Source organism: uncultured Serinicoccus sp., assembly GCF_947487915.1.
Classification (GTDB): Bacteria; Actinomycetota; Actinomycetes; order Actinomycetales; family Dermatophilaceae; genus Ornithinicoccus.
In genome coordinates this window covers 1-26329 of the sequence record NZ_CANKYH010000018.1, presented here as the reverse complement: position 1 = coordinate 26329, position 26329 = coordinate 1, and the positions used below count along the sequence as shown (strand labels likewise).

At 66.9% G+C, this 26329-nt stretch carries 31 protein-coding genes and 2 pseudogenes; 27 read left to right on the top strand and 6 right to left on the bottom strand.

The genetic code is table 11. The features are described from left to right. Positions 1-74: 74 nt before the first annotated feature. Positions 75-1067 (top strand): annotated as a pseudogene (locus Q0795_RS16935) (IS3 family transposase); the annotation flags it as partial. A 314-nt stretch (positions 1068-1381) separates the two neighbouring features. On the opposite strand, the gene Q0795_RS16930 reads toward Q0795_RS16935, so the two are convergent. Together Q0795_RS16930 and Q0795_RS16925 are read right to left on the bottom strand one after the other, a co-directional pair. Then, the gene (locus Q0795_RS16930; RefSeq protein ID WP_139722293.1) at positions 1382-1873 is read right to left on the bottom strand and encodes a DUF6326 family protein; all 492 of its coding nucleotides are present in this window, start codon (positions 1871-1873) and stop codon (positions 1382-1384) included. Positions 1874-1968: 95 nt separating this feature from the next. After that, entirely contained in the window at positions 1969-2940 is a 972-nt protein-coding gene (locus Q0795_RS16925) for an NAD(P)-dependent alcohol dehydrogenase (protein WP_298891689.1), read from the bottom strand. A gap of 244 nt (positions 2941-3184) precedes the next feature. Here Q0795_RS16925 and Q0795_RS16920 point away from each other — a divergent pair, with 244 nt between their 5' ends. The 3 genes from Q0795_RS16920 to Q0795_RS16910 all read left to right on the top strand — a co-directional run bounded on the left by Q0795_RS16920 (position 3185) and on the right by Q0795_RS16910 (position 5104). Continuing rightward, the gene (locus Q0795_RS16920; RefSeq protein ID WP_298891688.1) at positions 3185-3799 is read left to right on the top strand and encodes a TetR/AcrR family transcriptional regulator; all 615 of its coding nucleotides are present in this window, start codon (positions 3185-3187) and stop codon (positions 3797-3799) included. A gap of 85 nt (positions 3800-3884) precedes the next feature. Beyond that, the gene (locus Q0795_RS16915; RefSeq protein WP_298891687.1) at positions 3885-4505 is read left to right on the top strand and encodes a ClpP family protease; all 621 of its coding nucleotides are present in this window, start codon (positions 3885-3887) and stop codon (positions 4503-4505) included. Further along, entirely contained in the window at positions 4502-5104 is a 603-nt protein-coding gene (locus Q0795_RS16910) for a ClpP family protease (protein ID WP_066636303.1), read from the top strand. Before Q0795_RS16915 ends, Q0795_RS16910 begins: the two co-directional genes overlap by 4 nt. A 3-nt stretch (positions 5105-5107) precedes the next feature. Here Q0795_RS16910 and Q0795_RS16905 read toward each other — a convergent pair whose 3' ends face one another. Next, positions 5108-5404 (bottom strand): helix-turn-helix transcriptional regulator, encoded by a 297-nt coding sequence (locus tag Q0795_RS16905; protein WP_028130775.1) that lies wholly within the window; start codon positions 5402-5404, stop codon positions 5108-5110. Positions 5405-5746: 342 nt separating this feature from the next. Here Q0795_RS16905 and Q0795_RS16900 point away from each other — a divergent pair, with 342 nt between their 5' ends. From Q0795_RS16900 to Q0795_RS16875, 6 genes are all read left to right on the top strand, one after another. Further along, the gene (locus tag Q0795_RS16900; protein WP_157621715.1) at positions 5747-6379 is read left to right on the top strand and encodes a hypothetical protein; all 633 of its coding nucleotides are present in this window, start codon (positions 5747-5749) and stop codon (positions 6377-6379) included. Then, positions 6380-7150, top strand: a complete 771-nt coding sequence (locus Q0795_RS16895; RefSeq protein WP_298891686.1) for a hypothetical protein — start codon at positions 6380-6382, stop codon at positions 7148-7150. Then, the gene (locus tag Q0795_RS16890; RefSeq protein WP_298891685.1) at positions 7147-7749 is read left to right on the top strand and encodes a hypothetical protein; all 603 of its coding nucleotides are present in this window, start codon (positions 7147-7149) and stop codon (positions 7747-7749) included. The genes Q0795_RS16895 and Q0795_RS16890 overlap by 4 nt, the downstream gene beginning before the upstream one ends. 146 nt (positions 7750-7895) lie before the next feature. Next, positions 7896-8408 (top strand): hypothetical protein, encoded by a 513-nt coding sequence (locus Q0795_RS16885; RefSeq protein WP_298891684.1) that lies wholly within the window; start codon positions 7896-7898, stop codon positions 8406-8408. A gap of 104 nt (positions 8409-8512) precedes the next feature. After that, a complete protein-coding gene (locus tag Q0795_RS16880; protein ID WP_157621716.1) occupies positions 8513-9730 on the top strand; it encodes an SIR2 family protein in 1218 nt (405 codons plus the stop codon). Further along, positions 9723-11732: an ATP-binding protein gene (locus tag Q0795_RS16875; protein ID WP_298891683.1), complete on the top strand. Its 2010-nt coding sequence runs from the start codon at positions 9723-9725 to the stop codon at positions 11730-11732. The genes Q0795_RS16880 and Q0795_RS16875 overlap by 8 nt, the downstream gene beginning before the upstream one ends. Before the next feature lie 69 nt (positions 11733-11801). Here Q0795_RS16875 and Q0795_RS16870 read toward each other — a convergent pair whose 3' ends face one another. Continuing rightward, positions 11802-12311 (bottom strand): tyrosine-type recombinase/integrase, encoded by a 510-nt coding sequence (locus Q0795_RS16870; RefSeq protein ID WP_237141493.1) that lies wholly within the window; start codon positions 12309-12311, stop codon positions 11802-11804. 47 nt (positions 12312-12358) lie between these two features. Continuing rightward, the gene (locus tag Q0795_RS16865; protein WP_157621717.1) at positions 12359-12517 is read right to left on the bottom strand and encodes a hypothetical protein; all 159 of its coding nucleotides are present in this window, start codon (positions 12515-12517) and stop codon (positions 12359-12361) included. Positions 12518-13024: 507 nt separating this feature from the next. Here Q0795_RS16865 and Q0795_RS16860 point away from each other — a divergent pair. Together Q0795_RS16860 and Q0795_RS16855 are read left to right on the top strand one after the other, a co-directional pair. Continuing rightward, the gene (locus Q0795_RS16860) at positions 13025-13633 is read left to right on the top strand and encodes a hypothetical protein (RefSeq protein ID WP_157621718.1); all 609 of its coding nucleotides are present in this window, start codon (positions 13025-13027) and stop codon (positions 13631-13633) included. Beyond that, positions 13630-14718: an XRE family transcriptional regulator gene (locus Q0795_RS16855; protein WP_298891682.1), complete on the top strand. Its 1089-nt coding sequence runs from the start codon at positions 13630-13632 to the stop codon at positions 14716-14718. The genes Q0795_RS16860 and Q0795_RS16855 overlap by 4 nt, the downstream gene beginning before the upstream one ends. A 214-nt stretch (positions 14719-14932) precedes the next feature. Here the strand turns inward: Q0795_RS16855 and Q0795_RS16850 are convergent, their stop codons facing one another. Continuing rightward, entirely contained in the window at positions 14933-16024 is a 1092-nt protein-coding gene (locus tag Q0795_RS16850; RefSeq protein ID WP_066636346.1) for a hypothetical protein, read from the bottom strand. Positions 16025-16209: 185 nt separating this feature from the next. Between Q0795_RS16850 and Q0795_RS16845 the strand changes: the two genes are divergently transcribed. From Q0795_RS16845 to Q0795_RS16780, 15 genes and pseudogenes are all read left to right on the top strand, one after another. Beyond that, the gene (locus tag Q0795_RS16845; protein WP_298891680.1) at positions 16210-16470 is read left to right on the top strand and encodes a hypothetical protein; all 261 of its coding nucleotides are present in this window, start codon (positions 16210-16212) and stop codon (positions 16468-16470) included. 105 nt (positions 16471-16575) lie between these two features. Then, the gene (locus tag Q0795_RS16840; protein WP_366942477.1) at positions 16576-16818 is read left to right on the top strand and encodes an excisionase family DNA-binding protein; all 243 of its coding nucleotides are present in this window, start codon (positions 16576-16578) and stop codon (positions 16816-16818) included. 64 nt (positions 16819-16882) lie between these two features. Then, positions 16883-17323, top strand: coding sequence for a helix-turn-helix transcriptional regulator (locus Q0795_RS17285; protein ID WP_366942476.1), 441 nt, complete (start codon positions 16883-16885; stop codon positions 17321-17323). Between the two features lie 197 nt (positions 17324-17520). Continuing rightward, the gene (locus tag Q0795_RS16835; protein ID WP_298891679.1) at positions 17521-18132 is read left to right on the top strand and encodes a hypothetical protein; all 612 of its coding nucleotides are present in this window, start codon (positions 17521-17523) and stop codon (positions 18130-18132) included. Beyond that, the gene (locus Q0795_RS16830; protein WP_298891678.1) at positions 18120-19088 is read left to right on the top strand and encodes a hypothetical protein; all 969 of its coding nucleotides are present in this window, start codon (positions 18120-18122) and stop codon (positions 19086-19088) included. Before Q0795_RS16835 ends, Q0795_RS16830 begins: the two co-directional genes overlap by 13 nt. A 187-nt stretch (positions 19089-19275) precedes the next feature. Continuing rightward, positions 19276-19896: an SAF domain-containing protein gene (locus Q0795_RS16825; RefSeq protein ID WP_298891677.1), complete on the top strand. Its 621-nt coding sequence runs from the start codon at positions 19276-19278 to the stop codon at positions 19894-19896. Then, complete coding sequence (locus tag Q0795_RS16820) at positions 19896-20681, top strand: hypothetical protein (RefSeq protein ID WP_298891676.1); 786 nt, start codon at positions 19896-19898, stop codon at positions 20679-20681. Before Q0795_RS16825 ends, Q0795_RS16820 begins: the two co-directional genes overlap by 1 nt. Next, a complete protein-coding gene (locus tag Q0795_RS16815) occupies positions 20678-22333 on the top strand; it encodes an ATPase, T2SS/T4P/T4SS family (protein ID WP_298891675.1) in 1656 nt (551 codons plus the stop codon). Before Q0795_RS16820 ends, Q0795_RS16815 begins: the two co-directional genes overlap by 4 nt. Then, complete coding sequence (locus Q0795_RS16810) at positions 22330-23187, top strand: type II secretion system F family protein (protein ID WP_298891674.1); 858 nt, start codon at positions 22330-22332, stop codon at positions 23185-23187. Before Q0795_RS16815 ends, Q0795_RS16810 begins: the two co-directional genes overlap by 4 nt. Continuing rightward, positions 23184-24098 (top strand): type II secretion system F family protein, encoded by a 915-nt coding sequence (locus tag Q0795_RS16805; RefSeq protein WP_298891672.1) that lies wholly within the window; start codon positions 23184-23186, stop codon positions 24096-24098. The genes Q0795_RS16810 and Q0795_RS16805 overlap by 4 nt, the downstream gene beginning before the upstream one ends. 142 nt (positions 24099-24240) lie before the next feature. Then, on the top strand, positions 24241-24420 hold the full coding sequence (locus Q0795_RS16800; protein ID WP_298891669.1) for a hypothetical protein: 180 nt from the start codon (positions 24241-24243) through the stop codon (positions 24418-24420). Then, on the top strand, positions 24420-24845 hold the full coding sequence (locus Q0795_RS16795) for a TadE family protein (RefSeq protein ID WP_298891667.1): 426 nt from the start codon (positions 24420-24422) through the stop codon (positions 24843-24845). Before Q0795_RS16800 ends, Q0795_RS16795 begins: the two co-directional genes overlap by 1 nt. After that, on the top strand, positions 24842-25306 hold the full coding sequence (locus tag Q0795_RS16790) for a TadE/TadG family type IV pilus assembly protein (RefSeq protein WP_298891665.1): 465 nt from the start codon (positions 24842-24844) through the stop codon (positions 25304-25306). The genes Q0795_RS16795 and Q0795_RS16790 overlap by 4 nt, the downstream gene beginning before the upstream one ends. A 73-nt stretch (positions 25307-25379) precedes the next feature. Further along, complete coding sequence (locus tag Q0795_RS16785; protein ID WP_298891663.1) at positions 25380-25766, top strand: pilus assembly protein TadG-related protein; 387 nt, start codon at positions 25380-25382, stop codon at positions 25764-25766. Then, a pseudogene (locus Q0795_RS16780) lies at positions 25763-26329 on the top strand (hypothetical protein); the annotation flags it as partial. The gene Q0795_RS16785 and the pseudogene Q0795_RS16780, both read left to right, overlap by 4 nt.

Here is a 26329-nt window from a genome sequence, read left to right as displayed (position 1 = left end):
CGCCGACCAGATCCCAGCCTCCACCCACATCCAGCAGGCCGCCTGAGACGCCGGCCTTGACATAGGAGCATCGGGGAGCTCGACCCCCGGAACCGATGATCGTGGCGTTCATCGACACCCAGCGTGCCCAGGGGCGCACGGTCGGGTCGGTCTGCCGGGTCCTGCGACAGCAGGGCCTGCAGGTCGCCGAGCGCACCTACCGCACCTGGCGCCGGTCCGGCCGCCAGGTCGCGGACCGCACGGTGCAGGACGCGTGGGTGATGGACACGGTCCGCGACCTCGCCTGGACCACCGACCCTGCGGGTCGACGCAGGCTCACCCCGGAGGGCCTGTACGGGCGGCGGAAGATGACGGCCCTGGTCGCCCGCAGGATGCCCTCGGTCTCGCCGGGCAGCGTGGACCGGGCGATGCGGGCCCTGGGCCTGTCCGGGATCCGTCGGAGCAAGGGCATCCGGACCACGATCCCGGCCAAGGACGGCGTTCGCGCCGGGGACCTGCTGAACCGCGACTTCACCGCCGCGGCCCCGAACCGGACGTGGGTCATGGACTTCACCTACGTCCGGGCGTGGTCGGGGTGGGTGTACGTCGCGTTCGTCGTCGACGTGTACGCCCAGCGCATCATGGCTTGGCACGCCGCCAGCACCAAGGACGTGGACCTGGTCATGACGCCGGTCAGGATGGCGACCTGGCAGCGTGCCCGGGAGGGTCACCCGGTGCTGCCCGGGCAGCTGATCGGCCACGCCGACGCCGGCAGTCAGTACACCTCGCTGCGGCTCACCGAGCACCTCGCGCTGGAGGGCATCCGTCCCTCGATCGGGTCGGTCGGCGATGCGTACGATAACGCGCTCATGGAGTGCGTGATCGGGCTCTACAAGACCGAGTGTGTGCGCACCACCGTCTTCCACGACGGGCCCTACCGCGGCGTCCACGACGTCGAGTACGCCACCGCCGGCTGGGTCGACTGGTACAACCAGCGCCGGCTGCACAGTAGCCTCGGCTACCAAAGCCCCGCGGAATTCGAGCAGACCTACTACACCGCCCTCAATCGAGAGCCGGAACCCGTATAGGAGCGGCCGCAAAGCTGGGGCGCTTCACCAGGACGAACTGCCAGACCATGCCCGCAGTGAGCAGCACGATGAGGGACTGCGCGAGGGCGAGGGGAGAGTCCCATCCGGATGCGAGCAGTGGCGCGAGCACCCACGCTAACCCGGCCATGGGTACAGCGGCCGCTGCCCAGACTCGTATCACCCCGGGGAGGGTGAGTTGAGGGATCGGGTTCTCGGCTGGGATGTCAGGTTCGGCGCCGCCTTGGGCCGACGCGGGCGGAGTGAGGGATGTCATGACCTGCTGCTCTCCGCCGGCAGCACAGCGAGGCGGGTAGTCATGCCTGTTGCGGCGCGGGGCGCCCCTCGGGGACGGGGGTCGAAGGTGATGCGGTGCGGCGTGGCCAGGTCCAGGCGGAGCGAAGGATGAAGGCGAGAACGACGACTTCCAGTGCGACGCCGAGGACGTAGAAGTACATCCAGGGCTCGCCTATCTCCCCCACCGCGTTGAACGCCGCGAAGGGGATCTGTAGCGCGGCCACGACCAGGTTCGTGATGCGGTTGGCCCGGGCGGGCAGGGTCATCGAGAGGACGACCATGAGGATGGGTATGGCCAGGAGGGTCAAGGCCGAGATGGCCCAGGTGGGGGTGATGTCGAGCTCCCAGACGACCCCGGCCAGGATGCCGTCGACGACGCCGGGCTTGTAGAGGGCCAGAATGTCCACGTAGACGTAGAGGAACATGAAGCTGGTCCAGGCTGCGGCGAGTTTGGCCTGCACGGGGATCGGTGGGGTATCGAGCTGGTCCGGGGTGTTCGTTCGGTTGGTCATCGGTTCTTCTCCGAGGAAGAGGGGTCCTTCAGCCGCAGTGACGTCAGGTCTGAGGGTGGAAAGGGCACGAGGTGTCGTTCTTGTCGTCGAGGTCCTCAGATGGTGACCACGACCTTTCCCCGGGTGTGGCCGGCCCCGACGTAGCGGAGGGCGTCGGCTGCTTCGTGGAGGGGATAGGTGCGGTCGATGACGGGTGTGACCTGCCCAGTCAGGAGGAGGTCGGCCAGGGCGAGCAGGTCCTTGGGCTTCTCGACCGATGCGAAAGGCTTCAGTCGCTGACGGGTGAACCCGGACAGCACGCGCGCTCTGACGATCCGGCCGAGAGGCCCGAGCCAGCGGCCACCGCGTCCGCTGTTGGGAATGAGGGTGCCGGCAGGCGTCAGCGCTCTGCGGACAGCTGCCAGGGGCTGGGACTCCACGTTGTCGAGGATGACGTCGTAGCCGTTGTCGACGCGGGTGAAGTCGGTCCTGGTGTAGTCCACGACGTGGTCGGCCCCCAGCGAGCGGACCAGGTCGACGTTGCGGCTACTGCATACACCGGTCACCTCCGCGCCGAGCAACTTGGCGATCTGCACGGCGAAGGAGCCCACCCCGCCCGACGCTCCCGTGATCAGCACGGTCTGGCCAGGTCGAACCTTCGCGATGTCCCGCATCGCCTGCAACGCCGTCAGGCCCGATGTGGGGACTGCAGCCGCCTCCACGACCGAGGTGCCGGCAGGTACGGGCACGACGTGGTCCGCGGGGACGCAGGCATACTCCGCCAGCGTTCCCGCCGTGCTCCAGCCGAACACCTCGTCGCCGGGCCTCACAGCGGTGACCTCCTTCCCGACCGCTGCCACCACGCCGGCGAGGTCACGGCCCGGGATCCCGTGGCGCGGCCGGCGGAGCCCGAACACGAGGCGCAGCACATACGGCTTCCCGGTCATGACGAAGTAGTCACCGAGATGCACCGAGGCCGCACCCACCTGGACGAGCACATCGCGCGCACCGGGCGACGGCACGTCGACCTCGATCGTCTCGAGCACCGAGGACAGGCCGTAGCGCTGCTGCGCGACGGCCCGCATCATTGCCGGTCTGTCCTCCGCCGCCTGGCGCGCTGGATCATCCGATGACTGCGCGGCTTTCACCGAAGTCTCCTTACGTCATAGGTTCAACAGCCGACAGCGTCGTACGGTGTACGCACCAGTCGTACGACGTACTATCGACGTACGCTGTACGATTGTCAAGAGGGTTGAGGAAGGGAGGTCACCCGTGCCTGTGGGGAACGAACGTCAGCCCGCGTCGGAGACGGGTCTGAGCAGGCATCGGGTCGTGGTCGAGGCCATCCGGCTCGCCGACCAAGACGGGGTGCACGCGCTGAGCATGCGCCGGCTGGCAGGCGTGCTCGACGTGGGTGCGATGTCGCTCTACCACTACGTGGCGAGCAAGGAAGAACTGCTGGACGCCATGATCGACGTGGTGTTCGAGGAGATCGAACTTCCTCCCCAGGAGAGTGACTGGCAGACGGCGATGCGACGGCGGGCAGTGTCGGCCCGGCAGGTTCTCACCCGCCACCCGTGGGCGACCGGATTGATGGAGTCGCGGACGACGCCGGGGCCCGCGAACCTCCGTCACCGCGAAGCGGTCACCGCCTGCCTGCGCAGGTCCGGCTTCACGGTCCCGATGGCGACGCACGCCAACTGGTTGCTCGACAGCTACGTCTACGGGCACGCCTTGCAGGAAACGACCCTCCCGTTCGACACCGCCGACGAGCTCGCGGACATGGTCGAGGACGTCTACCTGCCCCAGCTCCCTCCCGACCAGTTTCCCTACCTCCACGAGTCCGCCGCGACGCTCGCCGCCACCGGTTACGACCCGGCAGAGGAGTTCATCTTCGGCCTCGACCTCATTCTCTCCGCGCTCGAGCCCCTGAGAACCTCCGTTTAGCCACGCTCGCCGACGCTGCTCACAGCAGCGCCGCTGTGAGCAGCGCAGCGACGTCCCGACGGAGGCATTCACTGACAGTGGTCACATGAGCACCGAATCAGCACCCCCGGGACGATCACTGGACGAAGAGATGTACCGACGTCTGTTCGAGCGTCGCACGCTGCTCCTGGGCGAGCCGCTGGAGGACTGGAACTCCAACCGGCTGTGCAACGGCCTCCTCCTGCTGGCCGTCGAGGACCCGGTGGCGGACATCAGGCTGCTCATCAACTCACCCGGCGGCTCGGTCCCGGGAATGCTTGCCATCCGCGACTGCATGCGAGCGATCGGGAACGACGTGGTCACGGTCAACGTCGGCATGGCCTACAGCGCCGGTCAGTTCCTGTTGTCCTCGGGCACCCGGGGGAAGCGATTCGCGATGCCGCTCTCCAAGGTGCTGCTGCACCAGGGGTCGGCCGGCATCGGTGGCAGGGCGATGGACATCGCCATCCAGGCCGACGACCTGCGGCATACCCGTGACACCGTCCTGAGCCTGATCGCCGAGGACACCGGTAAGGACGTGGCCACCGTGGAACGCGACTCGCGTCGGGACCGATGGTTCAGCGCGCAGGAGGCCATCGACTACGGGTTCGTGGACCACCTCATCAACGACATCGACCAGGTGATGCCGGTCGCACACCGGCCGGTCGGCCTCGGAGGGCGTCCATGAGCAGCTACTCGATCCCCTACGTCACGACCCGCACCCACCAGGGAGAGCGCACGGTCGACATCTACTCCCGCCTGCTCGCCGACCGCATCGTCTACCTCGGCACCCCGATCGACGACGGCGTCGCCAACGCGATCATCGCCCAGCTCATCCACCTGGAGTCCGACAACCCAGACCAGCCGGTCCAGCTCTACATCAACTCCCCGGGCGGCTCGATCCCCGCGATGCTGGCGATCTACGACGCGATGCAGTTCGTGCGGGCGGAGGTTCACACCACCTGCGTGGGACAAGCTGCCTCCACGGCGGCTGTGCTGCTCGCCGGTGGCGAGGCCGGGCGTCGGGCGATCCTGCCGCACGGCAGGGTCGTCATCCACGCGCCTGCCGCCGAGGGACGAGGCGCGATCCCCGACCTGATCCTGGAGGCCGACGAGGTCGAACGGGTCCGCACCATGCTCGAGGAGGTCCTTGCCACTCATACCGGCAAGCCACGAGAGCAGATCCGGGAGGACACCGAGCGCGACTTGATCCTCACTGCAGAGGGGGCCGTGAACTACGGCGTCGTCGACGTCGTCTACACCAGCCGCGTCAGCAATGGCGAGTGAGCGTCAGGCCGCCAGGCAGACCGGGCCGCGACTCATCTGCGTGGCAGCCCGCCGCGTGACCTCACCAGCACCAAGGTCCAAAGCGCCGGCGACCGCGCTGAGCACTTCGGAGGAAGGGTCCTTGCGGCCACGCTCAATCTCCGAAAGATACTGCGGCGCAATGCCCGCGCGCTCGGCGACGTCAATGATCCGCTCGCCCCGGTCGAGTCGCTCCTGCCGGACGGTGTCACCCACCGCCTCACGCCACAACGGCTCGGCCAAGGTTGTGTGGCGGCTCGGGAAGCGGATCACCTCGGACACATTGCCCAGCCTACCCAACGGCAACCTGCCATCCGGTCCCACGGGACTGATGCTCCGTTCTGCCGCTTGGCAGCGCATAGGAATGCGGCCCGGGCCGAGCAGCCTGAGCCTGAGCGATCCGCCGGCAAGACCGCACGCGTACCCGTCTCAATGCGCGCGACTGGCGGCGGAATGACGTTCCCTCACCTTCAGACAACTCATTTGAGGCCCGCGGGGTCTTGTGAGCGAGCCCGGGCGGGTAGGTGAGGGCACCTACGTCTTGATCACATGGTGGACCCTTGCCACTGCGACACGGTTTTGGAACCATCTTCTTGAGTCAAGTCGCGGCTGAGGGAGGACGGCATGATCCTACAGATGGTCGTCCGAGGAGTATCCGGTCTGCGCCGTGACCAGGGCAGCGATGAGGTCGCCGAGATCATGAGCAGGTCCGGGCTTTTGTGCGCGGCTGTTCGAAATGGCCGCGTGACGAACACTGACGGTGCTGAGCATCTGCTCGGTCCGAAAGCACTCGATGACCACCGGCACCGTCATCAGTTCATGCGGAACGACTCTCCGTATATCTCGATGACGGCGGGCACCTACGAGGAGCGTCACAAGCAGAACCATGCGGCGTTCGCGATCGACACTGCCTTGGCTTTTGCCACGCGGGGGTTTCAGGCGCCGGGGTGGCTCTTCTACGGGTACGTTTTCCTGCTCGGCAAACCTGCTGGGCTGCATACGGAGTTCAGCGAGGAGGTCCGGGACGTGCACCAGCACCCGGCATGGTCACGGTTCCGGGCTGAGGGCGAGGTCGCGGTCCCGATCCGGGTGCCGCCCCGTCGACTTCGAAGAGCGGAGCTCTACACCCCTGGCGACATTGTGAGCGCCCTGCAGAACCGCATCTGGCCACCGAAGCCGAGCGACATCGTCGACAACGAGGCGGCCGGACGCTACATCCCGCCCGAGGATATCGTCGCTGCACGGGGAGTGGTGTGAGTGCCAGTCCTCCGCGACGCGATCAACCTGCTCGGTTTGCGGCCCGAGGTCGTCGAGACGACCGCAAGCGCCATGCTCATGGCCGCCGATCACGCGATGCGGACGACGGAACCGCGTCGGGGCGAAGTCTCGGACTACATCGCCGCCCATGCGTTGCGTGGTATCGGCATGGTCGCACTTATCGACCAAGAGGCCGCGCGCGACGCGGCCCGGGCCACGACACGGTGGCTGGCAGAGGTCAAGCACCCTGGCTGGCCGCTTGCTGCCGCCGCACTTGACCACCACACGCTGCGCGAACTCCTGGCTGGCGAGGACGACATCGTGCGCTACAAGGTGGAGGCGACGGGATACCCGGGTGAGCTCTTGCGCATCGCCGCGGGACGGGCTGACGACGAGCTCGGCCCGGACGACTTCGCTGGCCCTGAGTACTCACGTAGCGGGCTCGCGCCATACGGCGTGAACCTCCGGCTTCTGCACGGGGCAGTCCGCGGTGGAAACACCACGGAGTTCGGCCTGATCAGTGAGCCGTCCGCGCCAGCGGTGGTCGATGCCCTCCTCGGATCAGTCCAGGACGTCCTCGACCAAGCCCGCCTGGACAAGGAGTCCTGGGACATCGGCGCCGGACCCATCGCGGCCACTGATCCAGAGGTCCTGCTGACCCTGCACGCGCTGCGGCGCTCACCGTCCAGCTTCGGCCTGCAGTTCGGTGCCGAGCGACGACCGTCAGTCGAGGCTGCCCTCATGGTGGTCGAGCAGCTGGATCCATGGTGAGCGACGTCATCTGGGTAGCGCTGATCGAGCAGGTCGTGCCGCTGATCACGCTGGTGCTTTTGGTGGTGGCCCTGGTCTTGCTCTGGGACCCCATCAAGGGCCTCGCCAAGCGGGCGACGAAGATCGGCATCGCCGGTGTCATCGAAGTCTCTGCCGAGCCATTGCGGGAGGCTCCCGATCGGCCGCCGGTGTCCGAACGTGCGGTTCGCACCGTCGAGCAGCGGGTGGCGCGCAACCACGAGCAGCTGATGCGATCTCGCGTGCTATGGGTCGACGACCAGCCGGAGAACAATCGCGTAGAGCGCACCTATCTCCGGGATCTCGGCGTGAATGTCGCCGTCGCCGCGAGCACCGACCAGACGTACGCACTAATGGGTGCGGTCGATCCCACGGTCTTGATAACCGACCTCGCTCGGCCTGAGTCGCCGACCGCCGGTCGAGACATGGCCGAGGCTTTGGCGGGCGAGCGTCCGGATCTTCCAGTGATCGGCTACGTGGGCAGCTTGCAGGCTGGAACACCGGCCGGCTTCTTCGGGATCACGAACCGGCCCGACGAGTTGGTCCACTTGCTGCTGGATGTCGCTGAGCGGCAGCGCTGACCGCCGGGGGTCCCAGTCATCGGCTGCGGGCGCCTTGCAAGGTCAGGGGCGCAACGGTCGCGGCCCGTGTCGCTTCCGGCGGAAGGACGCGCCCGTGTCGGCCGCCCTTGGCGCGTGGTGCCCGGTCCTGATGCAGACTGAGGGGCATGGACTCGTCGCGCGACGGGCTGAGCACCGTGGGCTTCGAGGGGTTCGTCCATTTCGTCGACCTCCCTGCCGCACGCGTACCTCGCGGACCAGGGGTATACGTCGTGCTGCGCGAGCAACCAGAGGGCCCCGCCTTCCTTGACACCAACCCCGCGGGTTGGTTCAAGGGGAAGAACCCCTCCGTCACGCGGGACCTCCTTGACTCGGCTTGGGTAAACGGCGCACCCGTTCTCTACATCGGCAAAGCAAGCGCCCGGGCCTCCGGCAGGCGAGGGTTGTCAACGCGCCTCGACGAATTCCGTAAGCACGGCGCCGGCGCCCCTGTCGGGCGCTGGTGCGGGAGGTACATCTGGCAGTTGGCCGAGAGCCTGACCTTCCTCACGGCCTGGTTCGAAACGCTCGACGACGACCCAGAAGACGTCGAGTCTGAACTGATCACACAGTTCGTCTCCGACTGGGGGAAGCGCCCATTCGCAAACAGGAAGGATGGCCGGTTACGCAAGACGGGTTAGTCCGTAGGCGGCGCGATGACGCGACCTGCCTCGGCGCGAGAACTGCGGTGCTTTCGGCTAGCCTCCTGCAAGAAGCGTTCGCATCACGTGACGGAGGCCACTGCATGACGCTTGTATCCCACGGACTGACACATGAGCGTCTGCGCGACCTCGTGCAGGACGCGCACCTGTCATTCCTGCTCGGCGCTGGTGCTTCCGCCCCCATGTTTCGACTGCTCGGTGACATCGAGAACCTCCTCACGAGACTGGATGCCGCCGACGTAGACGATGACGCAAGGGCTTACGCTCGGGCGTCGATCTACTCAGGATTCTTCCGCAGCGTGGTCCTAAGGAATCAGGAGCTGCTCGACGGCGATGGCGACGCCCCAGAAACACTGCGTCGCTACCAGAACTTCCTGCAGACAATCAACCGGCTGCTGCTCGAACGGCGCAGTTCGATCCTGAACAAGCAGGTCAACCTGTTTACAACCAATGTAGACTTGGCGACCGAGATTGCGGCGGAGGCGCTCCAAGTCCATCTGAACGATGGGTTTTCGGGCCGGCTGCGTCCGCGCTTCAGCACCTCGAACTTTGGCTCAGTCGTCTCGCGTCGGAGCCTGCAGTACGACAACCTCTCCGAAGTGCCGACCTTCAACCTGCTGAAGCTGCATGGGTCTGTCAGCTGGTCGGCCGAGAGAGATGGCGAGAACCGCCCCGGGATATCCCTTGATGTTCGCCTTGAGCAAGTGGCGGCGGCAGCCGAAGAACTCGAGAGGGTCGACTTAATCTTGGTCGACGTGGGTAGAGGCACCACGTTGGACGACCTGCTTGCAGGGCCAATCCCCGAGAACGCCGCCGAGGTGTTTAGACCCTTTCTTGACGCGTATGACCAGCTGGCGATCGTCAACCCCACAAAGGCGAAGTTTCAGCAGACAGTGCTGAACCAAAACTATTACGACCTGCTCCGGCTCTTCTCCAACGAACTGGAGAAGGAGAATGCCGTACTGTTCGTCGTCGGGTTCTCCTGCCGAGACGAGCACATTCGTGAACTCATGGTTCGAGCGGCACGCACGAACCCGACGCTGCAGATCGTCATCTTCGCGTACAGCCCGAGCAGCGCGACGGACATCGAGTCGGCCTTCGATGGCTATCCGATCACCAACAGCAATATCCGGTTGGTTGCGCCGCCCGCGCCTCCCGCTGGTGAGGAAGCCTTGCGCTTCGACCTGCCAACGGTTGTCAGTGAATTCTTCGCCAAGATCGTGCCTGCCACCTCCGAAGCGAAGCAAACGCTTGATGTGAGGGTGTCGGTACAAGAGCCCTTGGTCCACCTCGATGATTGACCACGAGCTCCTCACGCGCGACGCCGTCTTTCGGGTTGGTGAGGTGGTCGGTATCCAGGGTCGGACCGTCCGCATTCGCGTCGACAAGGCAAAGAACGGCGCGCACCTCATCTATCGGGGCAGACTCCTCCGAAACGTTGGAGTCGGGGGTTACCTCAAGATCACCAAGGGCTTCGCCGAGTTGGTCGCGAAGGTTGATGGCGAAGAAGTCGCTGAGGCGCGGGGTGGTGACGCCTATCGAAGCTCCCGAGACCGCGTCGAGCGGATCCTCACGGTCAGCCTCATCGGTTTCATGTCCGGCGGCCATTTCCGCCGCGGTGTCCGCGAGCTGCCCCTTGTGGGCAACGAGAGCTTCCTGCTCGATGAAGACGAGTTCGATCGCATTCACAGCTTCGTAGACTCGACGGATCGGGCGGTCACGATTGGCCAGCTCGCGATGGAGCACGGCCAAGATGTTCGCGTCGGTGTGAACGCCCTCTTCGCGAGCCACATCGGAATCTTCGGCAACACGGGTAGCGGCAAGTCCTACACGCTTACGAAGCTCTACCACGAGCTGTTTGCGGCCTACGGTGACTCTCAGTCCTTCAAAATGGGTGCCCGCGTGTTGCTCATGGACTTCAACGGCGAGTACGTCAACCGACCTGGTGCAGAGCAGGGCGAATGCAACAGTTCGGTGCTCGCCGATAACGAGCTCAAAACCCAGTTCATACTCTCTACTCGCACCGATGACGGCGACCGGCTGCCGCTGAATAAGGTGGCGATGGAGGATCCTGTCATCTGGACTGTCCTACTCGACGCCACCGAAAAGACCCAGGCCCCGTTCGTCCAGCGGACGCTGCAGAGCAATTACTGGGAGACTAAGCTCGAAACTGGGGAAAATCTGGCCTCAGCTGTCGCCGGCATTGTGTATGCAGCGATACGGAGTAGTGATCCCGCGCTGGACAAAGGCCTCGTGGTCAAGTTCCTCGAAGAGGTCGAAGGGTGCATGGGCCAAGGGGCGCCGCACGAACTGAATGAGTACATCCGAGACATCCAATCGCACCTTGGTTATCACTCGATGAGCAAATGTTTCTACTACCGTGCCGGTGGTGTCGCCCGATACGCGAACGACCCGAATCACGACAGCTTCTTCCAAGAGTTGACCTACACCCGCATCGGCGCGCTTGGCATCGACCCAAGCGCCCTGCAGGACGTCGATCGCATCCGCTTTAAGCTCGTACTGCAGTACTACTCCGACATCTTCAACGGCTATGCAAATCGCGAGCACCTTGGCCCGCTGATCAAGCGACTCGAGTCGCGGATGCCCCGTGTCAAGCGACTCATCAAGGTGTCAGACGAACCACTCCTCGACAAACCGCTCACTGTGATCTCGCTCCGGGACGTGAACGTCGAAATGCGCAAGGTCATACCTCTCCTTATCTGCCGTCAACTATACGATGAGAAGAAGCGCGACGCTGATACTTCGCGATACTTGAACATCGTCGTCGACGAGGCGCACAACATCCTCTCCAGCGCGTCTTCACGGGAGAGCGAAGCCTGGAAGGACTACCGCCTTGAGACTTTCGAGGAAATCATCAAAGAAGGGCGGAAGTTCGGCGTCTTCCTTACGATCGCGAGCCAGCGGCCGCATGACATCTCCGAGACGATCATCTCGCAATTGCACAACTACTTCCTACACCGCCTGGTGAACAACCTGGATATTTTGGCCATTGAGCGAGCCGTCGCCTACCTCGACCGTGTGTCGTTCGAGTCTCTGCCGATTCTCCCGACCGGCTCGTGTGTATTATCCGGAATATCGACGCAAGTACCTGTGGTTGTCGATATCACGAGGTTGCCTGCCATCTACGAGCCGAATAACAGGACGATGACTCTCGCCGGCGGCTGGGTCCCCGGCGCCGATCCGTCGGAAGGGCCGGTGCCCCACGAACCGGACAGACCCGTTTTAGGGGATGGGTTCGCGCGAAACGGAACGTTGGCTACCGGGGAGCCACCTCTCAAGTGACCCTGCCGGTCATTGACGATCTCGCCCTTTCTGGGCGGAACTGACGCCAACGGTGGACCATGGACAGGTTCAGACGCCGGCGACGTAGGCGGTGAGGAAGTGAACGCCGTGGCGGTCGAGGTTGCCGCGGGCCCGGTCGTAGTGCTCGGTGGTTCTTGGGTCAGCGTGCCGGGCCAGGATTTGGGCGTCGCGTAGTGGGACGCCGGCGTCGAGGGCGTTGGTAATGGCAGCGTGCCGTAGCGAGTGTGGGCTGCTGTGCCGGGGGATCCGCGCGCTCTTCGCTATGCGTTGCACCATCCGGTAGACGTCGCGTCTGTCGTTGCACCATCCGGTAGACGTCGCGTCTGTCGATCGGTTGCCTGCGAGCGGGTGCAGCACCAGAGGCGCGCTGCTGCGCTCACCACGGCAGGCCTCCAGAACCCGCAAGACGGGGACGGTCAGCGGCATCGTGGCAGGCTTGTTGCCCTTGCCGACAAGGTGCAGCACCCGGTGGCCGCGCAGCACGTCGATGTAGTCCTCGATCCGCACGGCTGCCGCCTTGGAAGCGCGCAGCGCGTTGATGCCCAGCAGGTAGGCCAGTGCGCCGTGGTGGACGGTGATGGTCTGGGCGACCTGGAGGAAGCGGATCAGCTCCAGTCGGTCCAGGCCCTGGTGCGGGACTCGTCCCGGTGGACCTTCGGAAGCTGGGCATACACGGCCGGGTCGGCGGGGATTGTGCCGTCGATGTGCGCGAACCGGAAGTAGCCGCGGAAGGCGTGCATCATCGTGTTCACCGAGGAGTGCATCAGGCCGGCGTCCCCAAGCACGCGGATGTAGAGCTCGACGTGCGCTCGTTGTATCCCATCAGTGGGTCCGACCCGTTGGTCTCGCACCAGGCGAACCAGCGGCCCAATTGTGCCCGGTACAGGGAGTGGGTGGTTCCGGCGTACCGGGCCAGGAACGAGACAGCCGCGAGCTGTGCGGAGGTCATCGAGGACGGCTGGAACGGTAGTGCCGTCGTGGAACTGGTCGTGGTGGACATGGTCGCGTCCCGCGGCGACCAGGATCCGCGCCCAGTCGGTGCCCGCCGCCAACGCGACGACGCGCGACGAGGTTGTCGGCGCCCACGACGCAACGCCGACCCCAGAAACCCGTCCGGTCGCGGCGGTAGGACGCGGTGCTTCCAACGCGCTACTCGCGGCGAAGAGCGTGCCGGCGCGCCCCTCGGAAGGAGACGACGACACACCGCTCAGGATCCTCGCGAGTGAGGTAGACGTGTATATGATCTATCCATGGAACTAGACGTTGGCCCTGTGGCCACCATTGAGCGAGTTCAGGAGTTGTGCGATGCGGCACGCGAAGCCCTACTCGCCGGGCTCCGCGCGGCGACGGCAACGCACGGACGCCTAGGTTACTCACCCACTGCGGACATGCATCACTTCTATCACTCCGTGCGGCGGGAGGCCATGGAGCAGCTGAAGCAGTTGAACCCTGACCTCGAGGAACAGGACAACCTAGGGTTCGCGATGAGCGGCCTGATCCTCACGACGAGCACCGACGTCGTCCGGGTGTGGCACACAGTCGAACGCCTGATCCCTCCACCGACGAGCGAGCGCGCGCGCAGCTTCGTCACTCAGCGCTCAGCTTGGAGCCCTGGCGCACTCTTTTCCTCCTTGGCTGCCGACGAGGAAGCAGCCGGCGCTCTGCCAGGCACCAAGCGCAACCACCTCATCCTGCAGTGGACCGAGAGCGGCACGGATCTAATGCGGCTGCGGTTAGTGCGTCCACTCCGCATCGGAGGCCGGCCGGCGTGCGTCGAGCCCGACTGGTCCCACGACCTTCACCCCGCTGAGGCGCGCCGCGCAGATCTCACCTACTCTCGACGCGACGACGGTGATAAGCGGGAGGAAGGGCAGGCGTGATCTACGGAGCTCGGCTTCGACAGGCGCGCGAGTTCAGCAGGCTCACACAGCGAGCGGTACAGGTCGAGATCGGGGTTAGCCAGTCGCGCTGGTCTAGCGCGGAGAGCGACGCCTACGAGCTGCCGGAGATCGCACTGAGCAAATTCGCCGACCTCACGGGGTTTCCCACATCGTTCTTCGAGCGGCCACCGAGGATCGAGCTCTCAGGGGACCCGCTCCACTTCCGGAGCCGGAGCACCGTTAGTAAGGCCGAGTTGCGGCAAGCCGAGCGTGCCGGCGAGATCGTCTTTGAAGCTGCGGCCTACCTGCAGAGCCAACTCGACGGTCCACGCCTTGTCCTACCGACCGAGCCGGCGTCCGAGACGACGAGGCTCACAGGCCTCCTTCGGCAAGCGCTGGGACTAACCCCGACAGAGCCTGCGCGCGACCTGCTGCACCTCCTGGAGCATGCGGGAGTGACCGTCGTGGCGGTCCCTGCAGCCGCGACTCGCAAGGACGCTTTCTCGGTGTGGCTGGACGACCGCCCGTTCGTTGCACTGCTCGAGACCGAGGCCGGCGATCGCCAGACCTGGTCCCTCGCCCACGAAATGGGCCACCTCCTGCTCCATCGCGGAGTCGGCGCCAGCCGGGCGCTCGAGTCCGAGGCCGACGACTTCGCGGCGGAACTGTTGCTCCCGCCTGCGGCCCTATCGAAGGAGATGCCGCAACACCCAACACTCCAGGACTTCGCCATGCTGAAGCGCCGGTGGCGGGTCTCCATCGCCGCGCTCATCCGGGCCGCGCGGCGGCTCGAGCGCATAGACGATGACCGTTACCACAGCCTATTTCGGCAGATGAGCGCCCGGGGCGAGCGACTCAGGGAGAAGGCGGCGATCGCTCCCAGCAAGCCGCGAGGCCTTCGGGCTATGGCTGAGGTTCTCTACGGACCGACCCCAGTCCGCGGGCTGGCGGACGTCATGCACTGGACCCTTGAATTCGCGGAGGATGTCATGGTCCGGCACGCCACGGCGGAGGAACTGCCCTTCCGCCGGGAACGCGCCGACACCGTAGTGTCCCTCGATAGTCGCCGGAAAGGCACGCGGTAAGAGGCGCCTTGGATGCCCTCCGTCGCCGGGGGTTTGCATCGCGCCGATAGCCAGTAACGCGCCAGGACAGAGGACCGAAGAGGCTTTGTTGCGCGGACAGAGGGCATGTGCGGCCAACCGACGACACGGCGGTATTGGGATGGGCCGACACCAGCCGTCTGTCCGCTTTCCGTGCCGCCGATGAGGACGTCCTAGTCTAGCGCCGCTACTCACCTTAGGGGTCCTCGACAGCAACTGGAGCGGACGGGTTGATGTGGAAGTGCCAAAGCGGAAGCCGGTCGGATTTGAGGTCGGTCGGAACGAGTCGGGGAAGGGTGCCGGGCTCGACGTCGATGCTGAGCTTTGTCGTCTCGTCCTCGAGGGAGGTAGTGCCGGAGTAGAACATCCGGGTGTAAAGCTCGCTCAGGCTCCCGACCAAGTCGAAGCCTTGCTCGGCGTGGCACTCGTCGGGCGCCATCGTGAACACCATCTTCCAAACGCCGTCGCCGGAGTCCTCCAGTCTTTCATCGCACGGCCAACGCGCGTGCTGAATGAGAAACCAGACCAGCGCGGTCTCGTTCTTGTCGACCATCTCCTCACCGCCAGCGAACATACGGACACCGGTGGTCACCAGCGACAGCTTCCTCGTTCCATCCTCCTCCGGCTCACCTTCGACCTCGGGTGCGCGATCCTCACCCGGTACCTCCTTCATCGTCAGGCGGAACTCCAGCGGTGGCGTCAGCCCAAGCATGCGGTCGTTGAGCAGTGAGGACATGTGGTTGCGCTTGAAGGCCGTCTCGAGGTCGATCTCGAAGTGGTCACCGACCCGGACGTAGTCATCGATCGGTACCAACGTCCACATGCTCACCGCGAGCCAGTGGACCGCGATGTACAACGGACAGTCGTTCAGCTCGGCGTACCTCCTCAACCGGGCGACTTCGACCAGGCGCAGTTTGAATGCCTGCGCGTGATGGTCGTCTTCGGCCTTGACCTCGACCAGGATGTTCTCGCCCGACACGAGGGTCAGCCGCCAGTCCGGGAGCTTCACCTCGTCCTCGTAGAACAGGATGCCGGCGTCCTCCTGCTTCACCAACTTGCACCCTCCCAGGTCGGCGGCGATCAGACCGAACAGTTGGTCGCTCACCCATCCCCGGATGCGTGACGGCGATTCCAGGGAGTCACGGAGGCCCGCTTCAAACTGGGCCACCGTCGCCTCGACCCGAGCCGGGTCGGACACCCGCCGCTGCTCACCGAGCGCGGGGACATCGACCGTAGCGTGGAAGTTGAGGGTCTCGATCTGTTCGGGTCGACGGGACAGTCTCTTCACTCGACTGAGGCTAACGACATCAAGGTCGTCTTGCCGGGACGCAAGAGGCCGCCACGGCGGTCCCCCGGGTACGCGGGATCACGGATGCTATGCGGACTTCACGCTCCTCGGGCTTCTTTTGCAGTGGTTTAGAGCACCGCAGTCAGGGTCCGCAAGTGCCGTTGACCTGCCCCATAGTGGGCGGAGTGACGCACACTTCCGAGGCGTGCAGCCCCATCTTGGTGCAAGGAGCGTCCCCCTCCTTCACCTACGACGAGCTCGTCGCCCGCGACAAGGCCAACCTCGACATCACGTGGCTGCGCGACGATTCGCTGGAGGACCTGGAGAACCTGCCGTCCCCTGACGTCCTTGCCCGCGAGATAGTGGAGGATCTTGCAGCGGCCCTTGCCGAGTTCGAGGCGGTAGCTACCGCTCTCGAGAAGCAGTTCGGCCAAGACCTCCACTGAACTCGACATGCGTCACTGCGTCACCGCGTCGCTCGTGCGCTCAGAGGCACGAGGTGGGATAACGGACCACGAGGGAACCCTCCCTGAAATCCAGAACTCGACGTGATGCTGTCGCCATCCGCTACATGGCTTGTAGGTGGCATGAGCTATGCAATGGAACGCGCGCCCACACGGGCTCGGCACTACGAGTCCCTGGCCGCTGCCGCCGAACGGACTGGCATCAGTATCCGCACACTGCGACGCCGCATCGCCGAGGGTCGACTCCCGGCATACCGAAGCGGCCCTCGCCTCATTCGTGTCAACCCGGCCGATGTGGATCGGTTGATGGTGCAGATCCCTTCGTTGTAGCGAGGGGCCCTGTGAGACAAAACTTCTATCGCGGGCCAGGGCTGGATGCGGTTGCGCTGACCTGATGTCTCCCGCGCGCGCCCCCATGGATCCGAAGCGTCTGCGGTCGCTGCGAGAACGTGCAAGACTGACTCAGCACCAATTGGCCCGGGCGGTTGGGGTTGTGGGCGGCGAACGTGTGTCGCGGTGGGAGTCGGGGCGTTCGACTCCACGCCCGGGGGCGCTTGGACGCATCGCAGAAATACTGGACGTTCCAGTCGAGACCTTGTTCATTGCACCTGCTGGCTCAGCGACGTTGTGGGAGCAGCGACTCTCGGCTGGTCTGACAATCGCGCAACTGGCTCGGACGGTGTACGTCAGTTCCCGAACTGTGGTCCGGTGGGAGAATGGGGACTTCGAGAGTGACGTTTTCACGCGGCGTGTGAGCCTGCTCGCGGGGCGGCTGGGGGTGTCTGCGCCGCGCGTCGAGCAGGCTCTACGCGGCACTCGCGGCCAGAATTCTTGATCGAATCGTTACTCGCCTACCCGTCATCTCCGAACAAGCCTGGGCTAGCGTCACGCTGGGTGGGCGCTTCTTTACCTTACGGCAAGCGCAGTGCGTCGGACGCCGCCGACTTAGGGCCAGGGCTCATCGGGCGTCCATCACCACGCTGATGCTTCCCGTATCGCCTGGATGGCTTCCTAGTAGTGAAGGAGGTTTGCATGCGTACCAGCGGGGTGACGAGTGGGTTGGCCTTGGCGGCGTGCCTTGGCCTGTTGGCCGGATGCGGGGGTGGCGCGCCGAACGAGTCGTTCGAGACCACCCAGACGTCGGACACTCGCGAAACTGACACGGCCACATCGAGCGCGACGGAGGACGCACGACAAACCTCGGCGGATCCGACTGCTGCCGAACTACAAGACGAAGGGCAAGCAGATGCAGCCCAAGCCGTGGTCGAAGCTTGGGCACTCCTGGATGAGGCACGAAGGAATTCCGAAGTCCCAGTCCAGGACCTAGCTGGGGTTGCACGAGGCCAAGCGGTCGCGCAGTGGGTGTCCAACCTGCAGATGGACCGAGAGGAGGGGCTCGCTCAGGAGGGTGAGACTGTCGTGACGGTCACGGCGGTCAAGGCCGTAGCCGAGGGCGAGGGCGAGGACTATCAGGTGACGGCTTGCCTGGACTGGTCTGACGTGACTTACAACGGTGAGAAGCCGAATCGGGGTGAGTTGGGAGATCGGCAGCAGATCACCTATCGGGTCGGCCCAGACGCCACAAGCGAGGGTGAGCTGTTCGTCACTCACGACCCCATGGAGTACGAGCCATGCGGTCCCTGAAGGCAGCAACCATCACCACCATGATGTTGGCAATCTTCGCACCAGTTAGCTCAGGCGCAGCGGCGATGGCGGGCGAGTCAGTGCCACCGGTGGTCTGCGGCCCCGGTGAGGTCATCGATCCAGGAACTGGACGCTGCAGAATCGTCATTGAAGGCCCGGGAGACCCCATTGTGCCGGGGGATCCGGTAGATCCGGGCGGTGGCGGTGGCGGTGGCGGTGAGGGACCGCCGGCGGATGTCGCGTGTACGGAAACGGTGAGTGGGCAGGTGGTGCCGTGCGAGCTGGCGGGTGGTTGGCACTGGGTACAGGGGTGGAACGCCTACGCAAAGCTTGCAGATCCGCAGCCGCGGAAGTCTGACCCGGCTTGGGAGGGCAACACCGAGGGGGCGATCTACGTGCGCGGTAACTGGCTGGGCGACCCGTCCCTCGAGCCCGGATTCGTGGACATGGCGTGGTCGATGAACCCGCCGTGGGAGGACGTCCCGAACCCGTTGGATCTGGCGTATCAAGCGATCGCCGAGATGAACTTGCAGGCGGTGGGGATCGGCATCGTGCCGGAGGACGGGCCGGATCGGATCGGGCTGGTGGGGTTGCCGACTTGGATGTGGGTCGATGACCCTGCCGAGAACACGTTGGGCCCGGTCAGCCGGACCGCGTCCGCGGCCGGATACTCGGTGACTGCGACCGGTGTGGTGGAGAAGGTGGTGTGGGACATGGGTGATGGCGCCTTGGTGACCTGCACGGGCCCGGGAACCCCGTACGCGGACGAATTCGGTGATCGGGCCTCCCCGGACTGCGGGCATCGGTATGGGGACCCGGGGACCTATCAGGTGTCGGCGACTTCGTTCTGGGTCATCACGTGGTCCGGTATGGGTCAGTCCGGTCAGATTCCGATGGATCTGGTTGAGGCGACGACCATTCGCTTGGGCGAGGCCCAAGCCATCATTCAACCGTAGCTCCCTGGCCAATTAGTTCGGTTGCAGCGGGACACGAGACGGAGAAGGCGCGAGAGGCTCGCGTCGACGTAGCGAAGGGGAGGCAGGCATGTCCAGGAGACGAGACGCGGACCAGTCTTCAGGTGCTGGCGACCCCGGAAATGGACCTAACACCACGCCTCCGATGGTGGAGGGTGAGTCGGCGCCGGTGCCGACACCGCTGAAGCTGCGTCGGCGCCCGGTGCTGACGTTGGCCGGTGTCGCGTTGGTGGTGCTCGGCGCGCTGGTTGGTGTGTGGGTGTACCTGGCGACGTCGGAGGCCAAGGACGTGGTCGCGGTCCGGTCGACGGTGATGCGCGGAGAGGTCATCGGGGCTGAGGATCTGGCGGTGGTGCAGGTGGGTTCTGACCCGTCCCTGGCTGTGGTGCCTGGCTCGGACTTGGAGGACCTGGTGGGGCGGCGCGCGGCGCTGGATCTGGCCGCCGGGTCGTTGCTGACGCAGGAGGCGGTGACCGAGCAGATCGTCCCGGCCGACGGTGAGTCGGTGGTGGGTGTGGCGGTGACTCCGCAGCTGATGCCGGGGGAGCCGTTGGTGGCTGGGGACCGGGTGCGGGTCGTGGTCACGGCGGGCGCTCAGGGGGACCCGGCGACGGTGGAGGATCCGGTCCTGACCGAGGCTGAGGTGGTCTCGGTGCGTGCCCCGGACGTGGCCACGGGCCAGCAGGCCACGGTGGTGTCGGTGCTGATCGACGCGGCGCAGGCGCCGGCGGTGGCGCAGTACGCGGCGGCAGGGCGGGTCGCCCTGGTGTTGGAGAGCCGGGAGGGCTGATGGCGGTCATCGCGCTCACGTCCGCCTCCGGGTCGCCAGGGGTGACCACAACCGCGCTGGGTTGGGCATTGACCCGGGGCCGTCCCACGGTGCTGGTGGACGCGGACCCGACCGGGGGTTCACCGGTTCTGGCTGGTTTTCTGCAGGGGGCCGTGGCGCCCCCGGACGCCTTGGTGGAGTTGGTTGCTGCGGAGCGGCGGGGCGATCTGCGTTCCACGATCCCGACGGTCTCGATGGTGTTGCCGGGCTCCCAGGTCGCGCTGCTGCCCGGGCCCCGTTCCCACACCCAGGCCCGCGGACTGGGTGGGTTGTGGGACCCGCTGCTGGGGGCGTTGAAGGCGCTGTCGGGGACGGGCCAGGACGCGATCGTCGACCTGGGCCGGCTGGGGCTGGTGGGTTCGGCGACACCCCTGCTGCATGGGGCGGATCTGACTCTGGTGACCTGCCGCTCGGACCTGGTGTCCCTGGCTGGGGCACGCTCGTGGGTGCAGGCGCTGCGGACCGAGTTCGACGAGTCGGGAGCCGGGTCCTCGTTCGCGGTGGTCCTGGTCGGGGCCGGCCACCCGTACTCGGCCCGTGAGGTGGAGCAGGTGCTGGGCGCCAAGGTTCTGGGCACGGTGGATCTGGACGCCAAGTCGGCGGCCGCGTTCTCTGTCGGGGCATCGGTGCGGCGGCTGGCCGCGAGCCAGCTCGTCGGCAGCCTGCGCCGGCTGGACCAGGCGGCCATGACCACGATCACGCAGAACCGGCAGGAACTCACCGAACCGGACCGGGAGGCGTCATGACCAGCGAGACCGACACCAGCACCGAGCAGCCGCTGACCGGACCGGGGACTGACCCGACGAACCTGCCGCTGTTCGCCGCTGCCACCCCCGGGGGCACGACCGAGGCCACGCCAGCACCGGCCAGGCCGGGGCGGCGGCGAGGCACCTTCACCCTCCCACCGGGGGAGCGTTCCCCGGCACCGGCTGTGCAGGCCCCCGGTGCGGGTCAGGGGCCGTTGCCAGGTGCTCGAGCCACGGTCGTCCCGTTCGAGACGGTGCACCACCCAGGGGAGAGCGGCCAGCAGGCTCATGGCTGGGACCGGTCCGGGCGGTTGGACTGGTCGCTGGTGGCGGTGCTGCGGCAGCAGACGGCTGACCGGTTGAGCCAGGAGTCGACCGGGGACCTGCTCAAGGACCGGGATGGGCAGCGGGAACGCGGCCGGGCGATCATCGCCGACCTATTGGCCCGGGAGTCCACCGAGCGGGCCCGGGCCGGGAACGACCCGTGGCCCCTGGCTCATCAGGACCGGTTGGGCAGGGCTGTCTTTGACGCCGTGTTCGGGCTGGGCCGGTTGCAGCCGCTGGTCGACGACGATCAGGTGGAGAACGTGATGATCTTCGGCCACGACCGGGTCGTGGTCGAGCTGACCGGGGGCCGTCAGGTGGAGGCGGACCCGGTCGCTGACTCCGATGAGGAGCTCATCGAGTTCTTGACGTTCGTCGCGACCCGTTCCGAGGTCAACCCCCGCCCGTTCTCACCCTCACACCCGCGACTGCACCTGCGCCTGGATGGCGGGGCCCGCCTCGCGGCGCAGGCGTGGGTGACCCCGCGGCCGCAGGTCGTGATCCGCCGGCACCGGCTGACCCAGGTCAGCCTGCAGGACCTGATCGGGATGGGTGCCTTGAGCCCGGTCGCTGCGTCGTTCTTGGCCGCGGTGGTCCGCTCCGGGCGTTCGGTGGTGGTCTCCGGCGCGCAGGGCGCGGGGAAGACGACGATGGTGCGGGCCTTGTGCAACGAGATCCCTCGGTATGAGGTCATCGGCACCTTCGAGACCGAGTACGAGCTGCACCTGCACGAGATGACCGACCGGCACCCGCACTGCTTCGCCTGGGAGGCCCGGCCCGGGTCCGGCGAGATTGGTCCGAGCGGCCGCAAGGCCGGCGAGTTCACCCTCGAGGAGGCGTTGTTCGACTCCTTCCGCATGAACCTGAACCGGCAGATCGTCGGCGAGGTCCGCGGCCCAGAGGCGATGGCCATGCTGAAGGCAATGCAGTCCGGGTCGGGATCGATCTCGACCACGCACGCGGCGCACGCCCTGGGCGCTGTGGACAAGCTCGTCACCTGCGTGATGGAGGCCGGTGAGCACGCCACCCACGACTTCGCCCTCCGTTCGGTAGCCGCCGGGATCGACGTGGTCGTCCACGTCACCAAACAGGTCGACCCCGTCGAGGACGGCACTGCGCGGGTGTCTCGGTTCGTCTCGGAGATCATCGCCCTCACCCCGGGCGAACAGGCCAAGGGCTATGCGCACACCCACATCTTCAAGGCCCACCCCGGTGCCGCTGTCGCGCTCCCGCGGGTGCTGCCCGACGACTACCGCGACCTGGTCCGGTTCGGGTTCGACCTGGCCGCCTACCAGGCTGAGCAGGACCAGGAAGGGGGTGCCGCATGACCCCGGTGGTTCCAGGCCTTGCCGGCGCCCTCGTCGCCGGCGGGGTGCTACTCATCGCGCTGGGGCTGACCCGCAGACCGGCACCGCCCCCACGGCCGCCTCGCTCGCGCCCCCGCACGATCACCCTGTCCCGCCGCACCCTGGTGCTCCTGGCCGCCGGGTTCGTGGCCGGTGCTCTGATCGCGGCGCTGACCGGGTTCCTGGTCGCTGTGGTGCTGGTCCCGGCCGCGGTGGCCGGGCTGCCGCTGCTGCTGGCGGCGCCCCCGGCGCAGGCACAGGTGAAGCGGTTGGAGGCGATGGAGGAGTGGGTGCGGTCCGTGGCCGGGGTCCTGACCGCCGGGGTCGGCCTGGAGCAGGCACTCATCACCTCTCTGCGCTCCACCCCTGAACCGATCCGGCCCGAGGTGTCTCGTCTGGTCGGACGGTTGCGGTCCCGGTGGGACACCCAGTCCGCGCTGACCCTGCTGGCCGACGACCTCGACGACGCGACCGGGGACCTGATCGTGGCCCAGCTGCGGCTCGGGGCCCGGCGCCGGGGGGCCGGTCTCGCGGCGGTCCTCGACGCGTTGGCCGAGTCCGTGGGTCAGGAGGTCCGGGCCCGCCGGGAGATCGAGGCCGACCGGGCCAAGCCCCGGTCCAACGCGCGCCTGATCACCCTGATCTCGGTCGGGGTCCTGGCGTTCCTGGCCCTGTCCGGGGACTACGTCGCCCCGTACGGGACACCCTTCGGGCAGGCGTTGCTGCTGGTGCTGCTGGCCGCCTACGTCGCCACCCTGGTCTGGATGCGGGTGATGTCCCGCGGCAAGCCGCTGCCCAGGTTCATCGGCACTCACGCACGGCAGGCCGCGTCATGACCGGGCTGCAGCTGATGCTGGTCGCCGGGGGACTGGTCGGTGCCGGCCTGGCGCTGATCCTGATCCGCCTGGTCCCAGCCGCCCCGGACCTGGCCGACGCCCTGACCCGGTTGTCCCCGGCCGGCACCCGGGCCGCCGGCCTGCGCACCCGCAACGGTGCGTCCAAGGACGCAGACGTCCGGGACGTGCTGGGGTCGGTGGGGCACCGGGTGCTGCCGGAACGCGTGTGGGGCAGGGTCTCGGCCCAGGACCTGGCCGTGCTGCGGATGACCAGGGAACGGTTCTACGGCGAGAAGCTGCTCTTCGCCTTCATCGGCCTGGTCATCGGTCCCTTGCTGAGCGTGGTGCCGATGGTGTTCTGGTCCGGGCTGCCGCTCTACCTTCCGGTCGCGGCCTCCCTCGGACTGGCCGTCGTGCTGTGGTTCATCCCGACCTACAACGTGATCGACGACGCGAAGAAAGCCAGGGTCGAGTTCTCCCGGTCCCTGGGCGCGTTCATCGACCTGGTCGCTCTCGAGCGGGCCGCCGGGTCCGCGCCGAGGCAGGCGATGGAGGCGGCCGCCTCGATCGGTGACTCCTGGGTGTTCCGGCGGTTGGGCGAGGAGCTGGCACGGACACGGTGGTCCGGGACCACCCCCTGGGACTCGCTGCGCGAGCTCGGCGAGGAACTGGGGTTGCCCGAGCTGCACGACCTGGCCGACATCATGCGCCTGTCCGGGGAAGAGGGCGCCCAGGTTTATGACCAGCTACGGGCCCGGTCGGCGAGCATGCGGTCGGCGCTGCTCAACGCGCAGAAGGCCGACGCGAACGCGATCAGCGAACGGATGACGCTACCGATGACCATGCTCGGCGCCGTCTTCCTGGGGTTGCTCCTGACCCCGCAGATCCTGCGCATGGTGACGGGGGGCTGACCTGCACCTCTGGGAAGACGACGACGAGACGAGCACGCCACCACACCAGGACCGGTATGGCGACCCGCTGAACCCGCCCCTGGGGCACGACACCAGCAGCCAACGACAACCCCGCATCACCTACAGAGAAAGAAGCCGGTTCATGAAGCGCACCGCGATCAACCTGCACACCATCACCGCGGCCCGGCTCCGTGAGGGCCGCGAACGCGGCTCGATCACCGTCGAGCACATCATGTGGGCGGTCATCATCGTCGCCCTCGTCACCACCGTCGGCGCGCTGCTGACCGCGTGGGCCACCGGCAAGATCGGCGAGCTCGGCTGATGAGCCGCCACCGCGGCCGCGATCGTGCGGTGGACCGGTCGGGACGCCCCGACCGGTCCACCGAGCGGGGCTCGGTCACGGTGCAGATGGTCATCCTGGCCCCGGTCATGTTCCTGTTCCTGTTCATGGCCGTCCAGGCCGGTCTGTGGTTCCACGCACGGGCGTTGGCCCTGGGCGCCGCCCAGGACGGGGCCCGGGTCGCGGCCGCCGAGGACTCGACCGCCGGGGCAGGTGCCGCGGCCGCCGACGACTTTCTCACCGCCGGCGGCGGAGACGGGGTGCTGCAGGGCGCCGGGACCGTTGCGAACCGGTCAGCGACCACGGCCACGGTCACGGTCACCGGCCAGGCCCAGTCCCTCATCCCTGGATGGGCACCCGCGATCGTCCAGTCCGCCAGCGTGCCCGTAGAACGGATCACCGGATGAGGACGAACCACGCCACGGACCGGCCGCGGCGCCGCCGGGCTCGGGCGGAGCGGGGCTCGGCGACCTTGGAGATCGTCGTCCTGGCCCCGGTGCTGCTCCTGTTCGTGGTCCTGGTGATCTTCGCCGGGAGATGGGCTCTGGCCCAGCAGGCCGTTCAGGCCGCTGCCTCCGAGGCGGCCCGGGCCGCCTCGATCGCCCGGTCACCGGGGGAGGCGAACACCTCCGCAGCGGGGGCGGCGTCCGCGTCCCTGACGAACCAGGCGGTGCGGTGCGGCACCCAGTCGGTGGCCGTCGACACCGCCGCTTTCGGGCTGCCCGAGGGAACCCCCGGCACCGTGGCCGCCACGGTCACCTGCGTGGTCGACATGTCCGACCTGGGGATGCCCGGCGTGCCCGGTTCCCGCACCCTGACCTCGACCATGACCTCCCCGCTGGACACCTATCGCAACCGGCAGGGTTAGGAAGGCAGGCCTGATGCAACCCCACCCCCGCACCGGTCGCCCAGCCGCGGTCTCTGATCGTGGGTCCGTCACCGTGTTCACGGTGCTCATCGCGGCCGTGGTCCTCATCATGGCTGGTCTGGCGGTCGACGTGTCCGGGCAGATCCACGCCATGCAGGAGGCCCGGTCTGTGGCTCGCGAGGCCGCCCGTGCCGGTGCCCAACAGGTGCAGACCGGTCCCGCGATGCGCGGGGTCGGTGCCGTGAGCGACACCGCGGGTGCGGTACCCGCAGCCAACGCCTACCTCGCCGCGGCCGGCGTCTCCGGGGCCGCGGTGGTGACCGGTGCCACCACGGTGCGGGTCGAGGTCACCGCCACCTACCAGACCCGGTTCCTGGGGGTCATCGGTGTCGGGTCGCTGTCCGCGAACGGCATCGGCGAGGCACGGATCACCCGTTCTCTTGAAGGAGTCGAACAATGAGACTGCGACGCGTCCTGACCGGGCTCGGTGCCCTCCTCGTCCTGGCGGTGATCCTCGTCGGCCTACCCGTCGTCCTCATCGCCCTCGGCGGCAACCCCCTGCCCGGCAGCCTGCCCGACCTGGGGCAGTTGCGCGATGTTCTGACCACCCGGGACGACGGAACCGTGGCGCTGGCCGCGACGAAGGTCCTCGGCTGGCTGGTGTGGGCAGCGTTCGCGGTCAGCATCCTGGTCGAGATCCTTGCCCAGCTGCGCGGGGTGAAAGCACCCCAGCTCCCGGCCCTGTCCCTGCCGCAGTCGACCACGCACGGCCTGGTCGCCGCCGCCCTCGCGCTGTTCCTCACCGCCCCGGCCGCGGTCAACGCCGCTACCCCGGCCAGTGCGACGCACCCGACGACGACCACGCAGCAGAGTCAGACCGGTCCGATCGACACCGGCCAGCGGTCTGCAGGCGCCACCGAGGTCGGACCGACCCCGCCCGCCGCATCCGAGCGCCGGGACGGGCAGGCTTCGCGGGACGCGGACACGGTGGTCGTGGAGGAGGGGGACACCCTGTCCGGGCTG